The organism is Arthrobacter sp. B0316-1-20 (assembly GCF_059091865.1).
Genome location: NZ_JBNHHC010000013.1, coordinates 149,406 through 163,150, shown reverse-complemented (window position 1 = coordinate 163,150; position 13,745 = coordinate 149,406). Strand labels below are relative to the sequence as shown.

Sequence of the window (13,745 nt, the reverse complement as noted above, 5' to 3'; positions counted from 1 at the left end):
TTACCACCCTAGGGTCGCCGCCAACCGCCTGCAAGCGGAAGCCGCCGGCCGGCCCGGGCCGACCCGCCGACCTCAGCCGCCGGCCGGTCCGACGTCGAGAATCCGGATCGCGGCCGCTCCCGTCTCGTTGCTGGCGGCAAGGTCCACCTCGGCGCTGATGCCCCAGTCCCGGTTGCCGGCCGGGTCATCAAAGATCTGCCGCACCTTCCAGACGGCCGGCTGCTCCTCGATGATCAGCAGCGCCGGTCCGCGCGCATCCGGCCCGATGCCGAGGTCGTCGTACTCCTCGTAGTAGGCGTCCATCGCGTCCGCCCAGCGGTCGGCGTCCCAGCCCGCATCGGCATCCAGGGCACCGAGCTCCTCTTCCTGCTCCTCGGCGAACAGTTCCACCCGGCGGAACAACTCGTTGCGCACCATCACGCGGAAGGCCCGGATGTTATCCGTCAGCTTCGGCGGCTCCTGCGTGAACACCGACTCGGCGGCGTGCTCGGCCGCCAGATCTGCGGCGCCCTTGCCCGCGGCGAGTTCTTCCCACTCGTCCAGCAGGCTGGAGTCGACCTGCCGCACCAGCTCGCCCAGCCAGGCGATGATGTCGGCCAGGTCCTCGCGCAGGGCCTCGGCCGGCACGGTCTGCCGCAGTGCCTTGTAGCCGTCGGTCAGGTAGCGGAGCACTATGCCCTCGCTGCGGGCCAGCCCGTAGAACTGCACGAACTCGCCGAAATTCATCGCCCGTTCGTACATGTCACGGATCACCGACTTCGGCGCCAGTTCAAAATCGCCCAGCCAGGGCGCACCGTGGCGGTAGGTCTCGAAGGCGGCCTCGAGCAGCTCGGCCAGCGGCTGCGGGTAGGTGACCTCGTCCAGCAGGGCCATCCGCTGGTCGTATTCGATGCCGTCGGCCTTCATCGCAGCCACGGCTTCGCCGCGTGCCTTCTTCTCCTGCGCGGACAGGATCTGGCGGGGCTTCTCCAGCGTGGCCTCGATGATGGAGACCACGTCCAGTGCATAGCCGCCGTCCTCGGGGTCCAGCAGGTCCAGGCTGGCCACGGCGAACGGGGAAAGCGGTTGGTTCAGCGCGAAATTCGGCTGCAGCTCCACCTTCAGCCGGACGAGGTGCCCGTGCTCGTCCGGCGCGTCGAGGCGTTCCACCAGGCCGGAAACCACCAGCTCCCGGTAAATGCCCAGTGCCTTCTTGATCAGCTTCAGCTGGGACGCGCGTGTTTCGTGGTTGCGTGTCAGCAGCCGTTTGGCGGCGGCGAACGGGTCCCCGGGGCGCTCGAGAATGTTCAGCAGCATCGCGTGGCTGATGGAAAAGCTGGACGTCAGCGGTTCGGGGTCGCTCTCCACCAGCTTGTGGAAGGTCGGTTCGCCCCAGCTCACGAAGCCGGTCGGCGGCTTCTTCTTCACCACCTGGCGAAGTTTTTTCTGGTCGTCGCCGAACTTGGCCACCGCCTTGGCCATCGCCTTGGTGTTCTCCACCACGTGTTCCGGGGCCTGCACGACGACGGTGCCCGCCGTGTCATAGCCGGCCCGGCCCGCCCGCCCGGCGATCTGATGGAATTCGCGCGCGTTGAGCAGGCGGGTGCGCACGCCGTCGTACTTGCTCAAGGCGGTCAGCAGCACGGTGCGGATGGGCACGTTGATGCCCACCCCCAGGGTGTCGGTGCCGCAGATGACCTTCAGCAGCCCGGCCTGCGCCAACTGCTCCACGAGCCGGCGGTACTTGGGCAGCATGCCCGCGTGATGGACGCCAATGCCGTGCCGGACCAGGCGGTTGAGGGTCTTGCCGAAGCCGGCCGCGAACCGGAAACCGGAGATCAGTTCCGCGATGCGGTCCTTCTCCTCCCGGGTGCAGACGTTGATGCTCATGAGGTTCTGTGCGCGCTCAATGGCTTCCAGCTGGCTGAAGTGCACCACGTAGACGGGTACCTGCCTGGTGGAGAGCAGTTCCTCCAGCGACTCCTGCACGCTGGTCTGCACATAGTAGTAATGCAGCGGAATGGGGCGTTCGGCCGAACTGACGGTGACCGTCGCCCTGCCGGTGAGGTCGGTGAGTTCCTTCTCGAATCGGGTCACGTCGCCCAGCGTCGCGGACATCAGCAGGAACTGCGCCTGCGGCAGTTCCAGCAGCGGCACCTGCCAGGCCCAGCCGCGCTGCGGGTCGGAGTAGTAGTGGAACTCGTCCATGACCACCGTGCCAAGGTCCGCGGCGGAGCCCTCACGCAACGCGATGTTGGCCAGTATCTCGGCGGTGCAGCAGATGATCGGGGCGTCCTGGTTGACCGACGAGTCGCCGGTGACCATGCCGACGTTCTCCGGGCCGAAGATGTCGCACAGGGCGAAGAACTTCTCCGACACGAGCGCCTTGATGGGTGCCGTGTAATAGCTGACGGTCCCGGCGGACATGGCGTGGAAGTGGGCCGCGATCGCGACCAACGACTTCCCCGACCCGGTGGGGGTAGCCAGGATGACGTTGTTGCCGGTGACCAGCTCCATGACGGCCTCGTCCTGGGCAGGGTAGAGCGACATTCCACGGGATTCGACCCACTCGGTGAACCAGGTGTAGACGTCGTCGGGATCTGAGGCAGTGCCGGTACCCGGCAGGAGCTGGAGAAGATTCATGTTGTTTCCAGCTTATGCGGTGGTCGCGCCGCGCCATGCGGGCACCCGGCGGTGCGCCGCCCCGGCGGGGGCGTGGCGTAACGTACTGCCCATGCACTGGGACCCGCAGAAGTATGTGGAATTCGCCGGCCACCGCGACCGGCCGTTTTTTGACCTGACCGGAAGGATCGCCGCCGACGACCCCGCAGTGGTGGTGGATCTGGGCTGCGGCCCGGGCGGCCTGACGGCGGCGCTCGCCGACCGCTGGCCCGCCGCCAGCATCACCGGAGTGGATTCCTCGCCCGAGATGATCCGGCAGGCGCAGCAGCGGCACACCTCGGCCAGGTTATCGTTCGCGGCCGGGGATATCCGGACCTGGACCCCTCCGGCGGAGCTGGACGTGCTGGTGTCCAACGCCGCGCTGCAGTGGGTGCCCGGGCACCAGGACCTCATGCGTTCCTGGCTGCGCGCCATGAAGCCCGGCAGTTGGCTCGCCGTGCAGGTACCCGGCAACTTCGCCGCGCCGTCGCACGCGCTCATGCGGGCGCTCGCCGGCTCGCCGCGGTGGCATCGCCGGCTGGACGGGGTGCTTCGCCACGAGGACGCGGTCTCCGAACCCGAGGACTACCTCATGCTGCTACGGGACGAAGGCTGTGACGCCGACGTCTGGGAAACGACCTACCAGCAGTTGCTCCAGGGGCCGGATCCGGTGCTGGAGTGGGTCAGGGGGACCGGCTTGCGCCCCGTCCTGGCCGCCCTGCCGGCGGCAGAAGCGGCCAAGTTCGAATCAGAGTACGCCACGCTGCTGCGCGACGCCTACCCGGCCGGCGAGCACGGAACCGTGTTCGGATTCCGCCGGATCTTCGCGGTGGGGCGCAAGCTCGGCTGAGTCTTCTGTTCTCCGCTTTCCTCCGGACGACCGCCCCGCGACCCGGTGTGCGGCGCAGGGGCGGTCCTCGAAGGCCGGGCGTTTCGCTTCTACGGCGTGGGCGTTCCGCCGTTGACGTTCAGCGTCTCGCCGGAAACGTAGCTCGACTCCGGCGAGGCCAGATAGACGTAGGCCGGCGCCAGTTCGGTGGGCTGCCCGGCACGGCCGAGGGGAACGTTTTTGCCAAACTCCGGCAGCTTTTCCTTCGGCTGTCCCGCGCTGACCTGCAACGGGGTCCAGAAGGGGCCGGGGGCCACGGCGTTGACCCGGATCCCGCGGCTTGCCAGCTGCTGCGCAAGACCCTTGGTGAAGTTGTTGATGGCCGCCTTGGTGGAGGCGTAGTCCAGCAGGACCGGCGAGGGATTGTAGGCCTGGACCGAGGTCGTGTTGATGATCGTCGAGCCCGGCGGCATGTGCGGCACGGCGGCCTTGGTGATCCAAAACATGGCAAAAACATTTGTGCGGAACGTGTCCTCGAACTGTTCGTCGCTGATGTCTTCGATTTTCTCGACGGCGATTTGGCGCCCTGCGTTGTTGACCAGGATGTCCAGCCCGCCCAACTGTTCCACCGCCTTGGCGACCAGCTCGCGGGACGCCTCGGCATCGGAAATATCGCCCGGAAGCAGCACCGCCTTCCGGCCATCCTGCTCGATGACCGAAGCGACGTGCCGGGCATCGGATTCCTCCGCCGGAAGGTAGGAGAGGGCGACGTCGGCTCCCTCGCGGGCGAACCCGATGGCGACGGCGGCGCCGATGCCGGAGTCAGCTCCCGTGATCAGGGCCTTGCGGCCGGTCAGCCGGCCGGTGCCGCGGTACGACTCTTCGCCGCGGTCGGTCTCGGGCTCCAGCTCTTTGTCCAGCCCGGGCTCCGGCTGGCTCTGTTTGGGCGGCGAGATGCTGGGAAAACGGTCTACCGGATTCTGGAAGGTGTACTGATCCGTCATGTCTGGCTCCCTTCTAACGGCCGCTGCGAAGGCTCCGCCGGCACCGTTGGTGCTCCACTGGAGTGGAAGGCGTGGCCGGGGAGCGGCCGGTATGGTCAGTATGCTGATCGTGATGCCACCCTACGCTGTCGTGCATCGGGTCGTACAGCCGGGTAGCGGCCTGCCCTCCCGTAAGGATCCGGAAGCGCGAAGGGTCGGCCCCGGGCGAACCGGCCCGAAGGTCAGCAAGCTTTCTACTTGGCCCGCGGCGCGATACTCTGGCTAAACCTGTAGGAAAACCTGAACCGAAAGAGGTGCTGATATGGGTATGGGCGACAAGTTCGATGCTGCGAAGGACAAGGTGACCGGCAAGGTCAACGAAGCCGTCGGCGAGGCGAGGGATGACAAGTCCCAGCAGCTGAAGGGCAAGGGCCAGCAGGTCGAGGGCGAGGCCAAGGACAAGATCGCCGACGCCAAGGCCCACCTGAACGAGGACGCCGACCGTGTTGCCGACGACACCGAAGGCGGCGCCAGGCGCTGATCCGGTTCCTTTGTCACTGAGCCCCCGTGAGCCGCTGGTTCACGGGGGCTCCGTGGCTTAAGGCGCGGGCCGCCCTTCAATTCCCCCGCGCCCTGTGGTAATTGTAAGTAACCTTATAAATCAGCTTGGCGTGCTCGTCCCCGCTGGCCGGACGGTGCGCGAAGCGGCTCGAACTACCTGAAGGGACTGATATCCGTGACAACCGCAAGGGAAATCATGACCGGTGGTGTTGAATGCATTGGCGAGAACGAGACGCTGGAGCTGGCCGCGCAAAAAATGCGGGACCTCGACGTGGGGTCGTTGCCCATTTGCGGTGAGGACAACAGGCTCAAGGGCATGGTCACCGACCGCGACATTGTGGTCAAGTGCCTGGCCGACGGGCGGGACCCGCGCGAGGTGAAAGCGGGCGAACTGGGCCAAGGCAAGCCGGTGACCATCGGCGCGGACGACAGCATCGAAGAGGCCATCAGAACCATGCAGGACCATCAGGTGCGCCGGCTGCCGGTCATCGATGGACACGACCTGGTCGGAATACTCAGCCAGGCTGACGTCGCCCGCAACTATCCGGAGGACCGGGTGGGTGAACTGGTCGAGTTCATCTCCTACTGATCCCGGCGGCCATGATGTCGGAGCAGTTGCCGGAGGCGTATGCCAGGTACCTGGCCGGATGTGAGCCGACCCAGGCCGACGCGATCCTGCCGGTGCTGAAGCAATCGGCCGCCGAAGGCGATCGCGGCGTGCTGGTCCGCTTCCTCCCCAACGAAGTGCAAGCCATGGCGGCCGAGGAGGTCCCGTTCGGAACCATCCGGGAAGAACGCTACGACGAATGATCATCCCGCCGTCCCCGGCGGACGGGTGCCCGGGATGCCCACGGCATCCCGGGCTGCCGCCTGTCAAGACCAAGGCGTAAAATTAACCGCGCCGGCGCGATAATACAGTCATTCGTTGCCGGAGGGGGGAAGCGCTTGTAAGCTCGCAGCAGTTGGAGCCGAATCGGCTCCCGGGCTATCTGGAGGCTGCGCATGGACAGGTCCGATGCCGGTCGGTATGCAGGGGGTTTCATCGGTTTGGGGCGGGACTGATGCGGCACCGCCATCTGTCACCCGCCGACGAATTTCCCATGGATCTGGCCCCCCTCGGGGACCCCGAACTGCTGGCACTGTACGGCAGGGCCATGCGCCAGCTCGAGCGGGAAAGCATCCAGTTCGGCGCGGCCGACCCCGAGACCGAGTTTCGCTTGGAGGAACTGCGCGTTGAACTGGACCGGCGCGACAGCAGGGACGCGCTGCAGGCCAGCAAGCGGCGGGTCCGTGGCCTGTACGGCAAACCAGGGGGCGAACCGCCGGACTCGCTGTATGACGGCACCAGCTAGGTCCGCCCGGGGCTGCTTTCGTGGCGGCTGATCCAAGCGGCCCGTGCCGCGGGCGGCCGTACACCCTTTCGGGGGCGCCGCCGCGGCGCCTATGCTGCTTTTCCAACCTCAGTATGATGGGTTACAAACAGTATACTTATCATTAGTTGGATTGCAGATTGGAAGGGCAGAAGATCATGATTGCCAATGACAGTTCAAGTGCCCATGCCGGCCAGGACCGGGAACCGGGAAGCGCGTTGCCCGATCCCTCGTGCTCTGCCTGCAGCACCGACGAGTACCTGGTCTTCGATGCCGTAACGCTGCTGCCGCCGCAGGCCGGGGCGCCCGCACTGCCGCGATGGGACGTCAGCTATTGGTGCAGCCGCTGCGACGCTTACTACGGGCACGAAACCTTCAAGGTGCCGGCCACGGAATCCGAGAGCGTCGGTATCGATTTCGGCGCCGAGGGCTACATGCACTGCGGGGAGCCCATGCAGCCGGTGGAACGCATCGACCACTCCATCGTTGATCCCGTGGATGCAGGCTCCCCGGAAACCGGGCCGCTACCTACCGTGCGGGTCGACGTCGAAATCCTTCGCTGCAGCTGCGGATTTAAGATGGAGGTGCCCGTCTGAGGCTAAGGCGCAGCAACGTCCGTGCACCCGGCATCACCCGCCGGCGCCACGGGACGGGGTTCTCCTACCGCAACCCCGACGGTTCGAGGCCTGCCGGGGACGAGCTCCGAAGGATCAAGGCGTTGGCGGTCCCGCCGGCGTGGTCGGATGTGTGGATCTGCCCGGCACCCAACGGGCACATCCAGGCCGCGGGAACCGACGATGCCGGGCGGCGGCAATACATCTACCATGCCCGTTGGCGGGAACTGAGGGATCGCGAAAAGTTTGACCGCTCCCTGGCGTTCGGAGCCACCCTGACCACCGCGCGCCGCAAGGTGACGAGGCTGCTGAGGTCCGGCGAACGAACCCGCCCGGTGGCCTGTGCCGTTGCCTTCCGCCTGCTGGACAGCGCGTCGTTGCGGATCGGTTCGGAAGTCTACGCCGAAGACAACGGATCCTACGGGGTTACGACGTTGTTGGTTCGCCACGTGCAGGTGCGGGAAGATACCGTCCGGCTGCATTTTCCCGGGAAGAGCGGACTGCAGTGGGACGTGGAACTGAAGGATCCGGATATCGCCGTCCAGCTGGCGGCGGTGCGGACCCTGAAGGCCGACGATCCGGCCATCGGTTACCGCAACGGCACCGGAGACTGGTCGGGGCTCGCCGCGTCGGAGTTGAACGAGTTTATCCACGAACTCTGCGGGCCGGAGTTCAGTGCCAAGGATTTCCGGACGTGGCAGGGAACGGTAACGGCCGCCGTGGCACTGGCCGGCTACACCGGCAAGCCGAATCTCACCGGACGGCGCAAGGCCGTGGTCGCAGCCATGCACGCCGTCTCGGAGCGGCTGGGCAATACGCCCGCCGTCGCCCGCAAGTCGTACGTGGATCCGCGGCTCGTGGACCGCTTTATGGCGGGACAGATCCCGGACGCCGCCACGTACTCCGCGGCGGAACGCAGCCTGCCGTCCTTCCTGGCCTGACAGGGGCAGCCTGCCATCCTTCCTCGGGTGGCAAGGGAGCGAAAGCAGCCCGCGGCGCTAGAATTAGAGAGCCCCGGCAGGCGGGATTCCCCCCAACGTCCACGTCTGTCGGGGTTGAATGCGCCCTACCAGCCGCGCGATTTCCACTCGTCCAGATGAGGCCGTTCTGCCCCGAGGGTGGTGCCGGCGCCATGGCCCGGATGGACCACCGTGTCGTCGGGCAGGTAGTTGAACACCCGTTCGGCCACATCGTTGAAGAGGGTTGAAAACCGTTCCGGGTCCTGCTGCGTGTTGCCCAGCCCGCCCGGAAACAGGGAATCTCCGGTGAACAGGTGCGGCGGACCCTCGGGTGCGCGGTAGAGCAGCGCCACGGAACCCGGCGTGTGCCCGCGCAGCTTGATGGCTTCCAACGAGAATCCGTCGAAGCGGCCGACGTCCTGATGCTCGAGCGCAACATCGGTCCGCACCTCGATCTGCGGAATATCCTCCACCCCGGCCGCCGTTTTGGCGCCGGTAGCGGCCACCGCCTCCGGCAGGGCCCGGACATGGTCCCAGTGGCTGTGCGTGGTCACGATCAGGGCAACCTCGGCCGGCCGCCCGGCATCCGCGGCGCCCTCGCGCAGCAGTTGCTGGATGGCCGGAAAGTCATCGGCGGCGTCGATCAACACCTGGGTGCCGGAAGCCTTGGCCGTCAGCAGATAGACGTTGTTGTCCATCTCGGAAACGGAAATACCGCGGATGGTGACTGCAGGATCTTCGTGAAGCAACATGCTTCCCAGCCTACCGACAGTCGACCCGGACGGCTCAGGATGTCATTCTGGTTGTAGCAGCGGACAGGCAGCGCGATGCTGGGGACACGACGAGGAGCGGGCGCAGACGATGGAAGCGAGCGAGTTTGACTGGCGGATGAACCGCGACAGCGCCGTGCCGCTCTTCGAGCAGTTGAGGCTGCGGATCATCGAAGCGGCCGATGCCGGCGAACTCCCGGTAGGCACGAAGCTGCCGCCCGTCAGGCGGTTGGCCGACCATCTGGGTGTGGTCCCGAATACCGTGGCACGCGCCTACCGGGAGCTTGAAACTGCCGGGCGGGTGGAAACCCACGGCCGGGCCGGCACCGTGGTCAGCGCCGGAGCCGGCAAGGCCCGGCAACAACTGGGCGATGCCGCCGAAGCATTCGCCCGCGCCGTTCACGGCCAAGGGATCGGCGGCAAGGAAGCACTCGCCGCCGCCAAGGCCGCGTTGGAGCGCCACGGCATCAAGTAGGCGGCATCAGGCGTCGTCTGGCGCCGGCCGGGGAGCCGACGATTGCGGACGCTCTCTGTCCGCAGGTGCCGTCCGCCGTGACCGATGTAATACAAGTTCGAACGAATTTTCGATTAGAGTAGATACCGTGCTAAAAGCAAGCGAAGCGTCCGTCCCGGCGACCGATTCCGAGTCTGCCACCTCCGTTTCCCGCTCCGCGGATATGTCCCGGCTGGTCGTCAAGGGCGCCCGCGAGCATAATCTGCAGAACGTCAGCGTGGACCTGCCCCGCGACGCCATGATCGTCTTCACGGGCCTGTCCGGCTCGGGCAAGTCGTCGTTGGCCTTCGATACGATCTTCGCCGAGGGCCAGCGCCGGTACGTGGAATCGCTCTCTTCCTATGCGCGGATGTTCTTGGGGCAGGTGGACAAGCCGGATGTGGACTTCATCGAGGGCCTGTCGCCGGCGGTCTCGATCGACCAGAAATCGACCAGCCGCAACCCGCGCTCCACCGTGGGAACAATCACCGAGATCTACGACTACCTGCGCCTGCTGTGGGCCCGCGTCGGCCGCCCCTTTTGCCCGCAGTGCGGTGAACCGGTGGAAAAGCAGACCCCGCAGCAAATCGTGGACCAGCTGCAAGAGCTTCCCGAAGGGACCCGGTTCCAGATCCTGGCCCCGGTAGTGCGCGGGCGCAAGGGCGAGTTCGTCGACCTGTTCAAGGAACTGAGCACCAAGGGCTTTTCCCGCGCAAAGGTGGACGGCAAGCAGGTGCAGCTAAGCGAACCGCCGAAGCTGGGGAAGCAGTACAAGCACACCATTGAGGTGGTGGTGGACCGGCTGGTGGCCAAGGAAGGCATCCACCAGCGCCTGACCGACTCGGTGGAAACCGCCCTGGCCCTCGCGGAGGGCCGCGTGCTGGCCGATTTCGTCGACATTGACGAGGACGACCCGGGCCGTACGCGTAGCTTCTCCGAGCACCTGGCCTGCCCGAACGAACACCCGCTCGCCATCGACGAGATCGAGCCGCGCTCGTTCTCGTTCAACAATCCGTTCGGCGCCTGTCCGGCCTGTACCGGTATCGGCAGCAAGCTCGAAGTAGATGTGGACCTGGTGGTCCCGGATCCCGACCGGAGCCTGTCCGAGGGCGCCATTGCCCCGTGGTCCTTGGGCAAAGCCACCCAGGAGTACTGGACGCGGTTGCTCGAAGGGCTCTCGCATGAGCTGGGGTTCTCCATGGACGAGCCATGGAAGAACCTGCCGAAGAAGGTCCGGGAGGCCGTACTGCACGGCAAGGACTTCAAGGTCGTGGTGCAGTACCGCAACCGCTTCGGCCGGGAACGGAAATACAGCACCGGATTCGAGGGCGCGTTCCAGTACATCCACCGAAAGCACGAGGAAACCGAGTCCGAGTGGGCGAGGGACCGTTACAAGGAGTACATGCGCGAGGTCCCGTGCCCGGAGTGCAACGGCGCGCGGCTGAACCCCGCGTCGCTGTCCGTGCTGATCAACGGCAAGTCCATCGCGGATGTGTCTGCCCTGCCGCTGCGCGAGGCGAGTTCGTTCCTCGCGGGCCTGGAGCTCTCGGCCCGCGAAACCCAGATCGCCCACCAGGTACTCATCGAGATCCAGGCGCGGCTGCGGTTCCTCCTGGACGTGGGCCTGGAATACCTGAACCTGGAGCGCGCCGCCGGCACGTTGTCCGGCGGGGAGGCCCAGCGCATCCGGCTGGCCACGCAGATCGGCTCCGGCCTGGTCGGCGTGCTCTACGTGCTCGACGAGCCCTCCATCGGCCTGCACCAGCGGGACAACCGCCGTTTGATCGAGACCCTCACACGGCTGCGCGACCTCGGCAACACCCTGATAGTGGTGGAACACGACGAGGACACCATCGCCGAGGCCGACTGGATAGTGGACATCGGACCGGGCGCCGGCGAGCACGGCGGCGAAGTGGTGCACTCCGGCTCGCTGCAGGAACTGCTGGACAACACGCGTTCCATCACCGGTGACTACCTGTCCGGCCGGCGCCGCATCGAACTGCCGGCCAAGCGCCGGAAGATGGACAAGAAGCGCCAGATCAAGGTGGTGGGTGCCCGGGAAAACAATCTCCGCGGCATCGATGCCTCGTTCCCGCTGGGAATCTTCACCGCGGTCACCGGCGTCAGCGGCTCCGGAAAATCGACCCTGGTCAACGACATTCTCTACAAGGTGCTGGCGAACAAGCTCAACGGAGCCAAGCATGTCGCCGGCCGGCACACCAGGGTGGAAGGCGTGGACCAGCTGGACAAGGTCATCCACGTCGACCAGAGCCCGATCGGCCGCACGCCACGCTCCAACCCCGCCACCTACACCGGAGTCTTCGACAACATCCGCAAACTGTTCGCCGAGACCAACGAGGCGAAGCTCCGGGGCTACCTGCCCGGCCGGTTCTCGTTCAACGTCAAGGGCGGGCGCTGCGAGGCCTGCTCCGGCGACGGCACGCTGAAGATCGAGATGAACTTCCTGCCGGACGTCTACGTTCCGTGCGAGGTCTGCCACGGCGCGCGGTACAACCGCGAGACGCTGGAAGTCCACTACAAGGGCAAGACGATTGCCGAAGTCCTGGACATGCCGATCGAGGAAGCAGCGGAATTCTTTGCCGCGTTCACCCCGATCGCCCGCCACTTGCGGACCCTGGTGGACGTCGGGCTGGGGTACGTCCGGCTCGGACAGCCCGCCACCACGCTGTCGGGCGGGGAAGCCCAGCGCGTCAAGCTCGCCAGCGAACTGCAGCGCCGCTCGAACGGGCGAAGCATCTACGTGCTGGATGAGCCGACCACCGGCCTGCACTTTGAAGACATCCGCAAGCTCCTGCAGGTGCTGCAGGGGCTGGTGGACAAGGGCAACACGGTGATCACCATCGAGCACAACCTCGACGTGATCAAGAGCGCCGACTGGGTTGTGGACATGGGGCCCGAGGGCGGTTCCGGCGGCGGCCAGATCATCGCCAGCGGCACTCCCGAGCAGGTGGCGGCAGTCGAGGGCAGCCACACCGGGCGCTTCCTGGCGGAGGCGCTCGGCCAGCAGTGAGCCTGCCGGAGGGAAGAAGGTATTCCCGAGCAGGAATGGATTCCGGCGGATCCGCGGATCTGTGGGAAAATGCCCGGGTGACTCAATTGCCTGCGCTGGTACTTTTCGACCTCGACGGAACCCTGGTTGACCCCGCAGGTGCCATCACCACCGGAATAGCCGGCGCCCTCGCGGCGGCCGGCCTGCCGGTCCCGCCGCAGGAAGAACTCGAATCCCTGGTCGGGCCGCCGCTGGGTGAATCTCTGCGCGGCGCCGGCGTCCCGGAGCACCGGCTCGGCGAGGTGATCGCCTTGTACAGGGCGGGCTACCGCCGGTCCGGCATGGCGGCCAGCCGCGTGTACCCGGGCATCACCGGCCTGCTGGAGCGGCTCCTCTCCACCGGCGCTATCCTCGCCGTCGCCACGCAGAAGCCGACCGGGTTGGCGCGGGAGCTGCTGCGGCTGCAGGGCCTGGAGCAGTACTTTGCGGGAATTTACGGAGCCGAGGGTGACGATCCCGCCCCGGCGGAACCCGGGCTGGGCAAGGTGCCGATCCTGCAGGCCGCGCTGGACGCTTTCAGCGACGCGTGCGGCCCGGTGGTCATGGTGGGCGACCGGCTCTACGACGCGGCCGCTGCGCTCCGGCTCGGCATCCCCGCCGTCGGGGTCGGCTGGGGCTTCGCAGCCCCCGGGGAGCTGGAAGCCGCCGGCGCCGTCGTCGTCGTGGATACCGCCGAAGAACTTGAGGCCGCTATTGGGCGGCTGACCGCCGCCGAGCCCGAGGGCGCCCTGGCCGGACGCCCCGGACCGGCCGCATGAGGACGTTCGAAGCGACCCGCGCCTCGTTCCGGGCCGGGTTGCGGCTCAGCTGCCGGCCGACGATTGAAGGCATCGCGAACTTTCCCGCGACCGGCCCGGTGATTGTGGCACCGAACCACCTGTCCTTCCTCGACAGCGTCATCATCCAGGCGATGATGCCGCGGAAGGTGGCCTTTTTCGCCAAAGCCGAATACTTCACCACCCGCGGTCCCAAGGGTGCTGCGATGCGGTGGTTTTTTCACAGCGTCGGCTCGATACCGGTGGAGCGGGGCGAACAGGCCGCCAGCGTGGCCGCGCTGCAGAGCGCCCTGGACGTACTGGACCGCAACGAGGCTTTCGGGATTTATCCTGAAGGAACACGGTCCCGTGACGGCAAGCTCTACCGGGGCCGCACCGGCGTGGGGTGGCTGGCCCTCACGACCGGGGCGCCGGTGCTGCCGGTCGGGCTGATCGGCACCGAACAGCTGCAGCCCGCCGGGAGGATGATGATCCGGCCGAGCCATTTCACGGTCCGGATCGGCAAGCCGCTGTACTTCAAGCGGACCGGGCCGGAGCACTCGTTGCCGGCGCGCCGGTCGGCCACCGACCAGATCATGGACGCGATCGCCGACCTGACCGGCCAGGAACGCTCGAACAGCTACAACAAGACGCCGTCGGCTTGACCGGCCGGACGGCACCCAGGGCCCAGGCGAGGAAGG

At 66.7% G+C, this 13,745-nt stretch carries 14 protein-coding genes; 11 read left to right on the top strand and 3 right to left on the bottom strand.

Translation table 11 applies throughout. From position 1 onward, the window contains the following. Positions 1-72 precede the first annotated feature (72 nt). Positions 73-2,622 (bottom strand): DEAD/DEAH box helicase, encoded by a 2,550-nt coding sequence (locus tag AC5RW2_RS21580; protein WP_494074521.1) that lies wholly within the window; start codon positions 2,620-2,622, stop codon positions 73-75. Between the two features lie 91 nt (positions 2,623-2,713). On the opposite strand from AC5RW2_RS21580, the gene AC5RW2_RS21575 reads away from it, so the two are divergent. Then, on the top strand, positions 2,714-3,490 hold the full coding sequence (locus AC5RW2_RS21575) for a trans-aconitate 2-methyltransferase (RefSeq protein WP_493999625.1): 777 nt from the start codon (positions 2,714-2,716) through the stop codon (positions 3,488-3,490). Positions 3,491-3,579: 89 nt separating this feature from the next. On the opposite strand, the gene AC5RW2_RS21570 is transcribed toward AC5RW2_RS21575, so the two are convergent. Continuing rightward, positions 3,580-4,473: a glucose 1-dehydrogenase gene (locus AC5RW2_RS21570; protein WP_493999626.1), complete on the bottom strand. Its 894-nt coding sequence runs from the start codon at positions 4,471-4,473 to the stop codon at positions 3,580-3,582. A gap of 301 nt (positions 4,474-4,774) precedes the next feature. On the opposite strand from AC5RW2_RS21570, the gene AC5RW2_RS21565 reads away from it, so the two are divergent. The 6 genes from AC5RW2_RS21565 (at position 4,775) to AC5RW2_RS21540 (ending at position 7,938) form a co-directional block, all read left to right on the top strand. After that, positions 4,775-4,993, top strand: coding sequence for a CsbD family protein (locus AC5RW2_RS21565; RefSeq protein ID WP_493999627.1), 219 nt, complete (start codon positions 4,775-4,777; stop codon positions 4,991-4,993). Positions 4,994-5,188: 195 nt separating this feature from the next. Further along, positions 5,189-5,602, top strand: coding sequence for a CBS domain-containing protein (locus AC5RW2_RS21560; RefSeq protein ID WP_493999628.1), 414 nt, complete (start codon positions 5,189-5,191; stop codon positions 5,600-5,602). Positions 5,603-5,613: 11 nt separating this feature from the next. Continuing rightward, positions 5,614-5,823: a hypothetical protein gene (locus AC5RW2_RS21555; protein WP_493999629.1), complete on the top strand. Its 210-nt coding sequence runs from the start codon at positions 5,614-5,616 to the stop codon at positions 5,821-5,823. Between the two features lie 290 nt (positions 5,824-6,113). Continuing rightward, entirely contained in the window at positions 6,114-6,365 is a 252-nt protein-coding gene (locus AC5RW2_RS21550; protein ID WP_493999630.1) for a hypothetical protein, read from the top strand. Positions 6,366-6,511: 146 nt separating this feature from the next. Then, positions 6,512-6,979: a hypothetical protein gene (locus tag AC5RW2_RS21545; RefSeq protein ID WP_494074520.1), complete on the top strand. Its 468-nt coding sequence runs from the start codon at positions 6,512-6,514 to the stop codon at positions 6,977-6,979. After that, the gene (locus AC5RW2_RS21540; RefSeq protein ID WP_494014845.1) at positions 6,976-7,938 is read left to right on the top strand and encodes a DNA topoisomerase IB; all 963 of its coding nucleotides are present in this window, start codon (positions 6,976-6,978) and stop codon (positions 7,936-7,938) included. Before AC5RW2_RS21545 ends, AC5RW2_RS21540 begins: the two co-directional genes overlap by 4 nt. Before the next feature lie 125 nt (positions 7,939-8,063). On the opposite strand, the gene AC5RW2_RS21535 is transcribed toward AC5RW2_RS21540, so the two are convergent. Beyond that, entirely contained in the window at positions 8,064-8,708 is a 645-nt protein-coding gene (locus AC5RW2_RS21535; protein WP_493999632.1) for an MBL fold metallo-hydrolase, read from the bottom strand. A 109-nt stretch (positions 8,709-8,817) separates the two neighbouring features. Between AC5RW2_RS21535 and AC5RW2_RS21530 the strand changes: the two genes are divergently transcribed. The 4 genes from AC5RW2_RS21530 to AC5RW2_RS21515 all read left to right on the top strand — a co-directional run bounded on the left by AC5RW2_RS21530 (position 8,818) and on the right by AC5RW2_RS21515 (position 13,709). Continuing rightward, the gene (locus tag AC5RW2_RS21530; RefSeq protein WP_493978542.1) at positions 8,818-9,201 is read left to right on the top strand and encodes a GntR family transcriptional regulator; all 384 of its coding nucleotides are present in this window, start codon (positions 8,818-8,820) and stop codon (positions 9,199-9,201) included. 202 nt (positions 9,202-9,403) lie between these two features. Then, a complete protein-coding gene (gene uvrA / locus AC5RW2_RS21525) occupies positions 9,404-12,250 on the top strand; it encodes an excinuclease ABC subunit UvrA (RefSeq protein WP_494001251.1) in 2,847 nt (948 codons plus the stop codon). Between the two features lie 77 nt (positions 12,251-12,327). Next, on the top strand, positions 12,328-13,047 hold the full coding sequence (locus tag AC5RW2_RS21520) for an HAD hydrolase-like protein (protein ID WP_493999633.1): 720 nt from the start codon (positions 12,328-12,330) through the stop codon (positions 13,045-13,047). Further along, positions 13,044-13,709 (top strand): lysophospholipid acyltransferase family protein, encoded by a 666-nt coding sequence (locus tag AC5RW2_RS21515; protein ID WP_493999634.1) that lies wholly within the window; start codon positions 13,044-13,046, stop codon positions 13,707-13,709. The genes AC5RW2_RS21520 and AC5RW2_RS21515 overlap by 4 nt, the downstream gene beginning before the upstream one ends. Positions 13,710-13,745 lie beyond the last annotated feature (36 nt).

Coding starts and splice junctions, on each gene's coding strand:
- AC5RW2_RS21580 (WP_494074521.1), bottom strand. CDS start 2,622: ATGAATCTTCTCCAGCTCCTGCCGGGTACCGGCACTGCCTCAGATCCC.
- AC5RW2_RS21575 (WP_493999625.1), top strand. CDS start 2,714: ATGCACTGGGACCCGCAGAAGTATGTGGAATTCGCCGGCCACCGCGAC.
- AC5RW2_RS21570 (WP_493999626.1), bottom strand. CDS start 4,473: ATGACGGATCAGTACACCTTCCAGAATCCGGTAGACCGTTTTCCCAGC.
- AC5RW2_RS21565 (WP_493999627.1), top strand. CDS start 4,775: ATGGGTATGGGCGACAAGTTCGATGCTGCGAAGGACAAGGTGACCGGC.
- AC5RW2_RS21555 (WP_493999629.1), top strand. CDS start 5,614: ATGATGTCGGAGCAGTTGCCGGAGGCGTATGCCAGGTACCTGGCCGGA.
- AC5RW2_RS21550 (WP_493999630.1), top strand. CDS start 6,114: ATGGATCTGGCCCCCCTCGGGGACCCCGAACTGCTGGCACTGTACGGC.
- AC5RW2_RS21535 (WP_493999632.1), bottom strand. CDS start 8,708: ATGTTGCTTCACGAAGATCCTGCAGTCACCATCCGCGGTATTTCCGTT.
- AC5RW2_RS21530 (WP_493978542.1), top strand. CDS start 8,818: ATGGAAGCGAGCGAGTTTGACTGGCGGATGAACCGCGACAGCGCCGTG.
- uvrA (WP_494001251.1), top strand. CDS start 9,404: ATGTCCCGGCTGGTCGTCAAGGGCGCCCGCGAGCATAATCTGCAGAAC.
- AC5RW2_RS21515 (WP_493999634.1), top strand. CDS start 13,044: ATGAGGACGTTCGAAGCGACCCGCGCCTCGTTCCGGGCCGGGTTGCGG.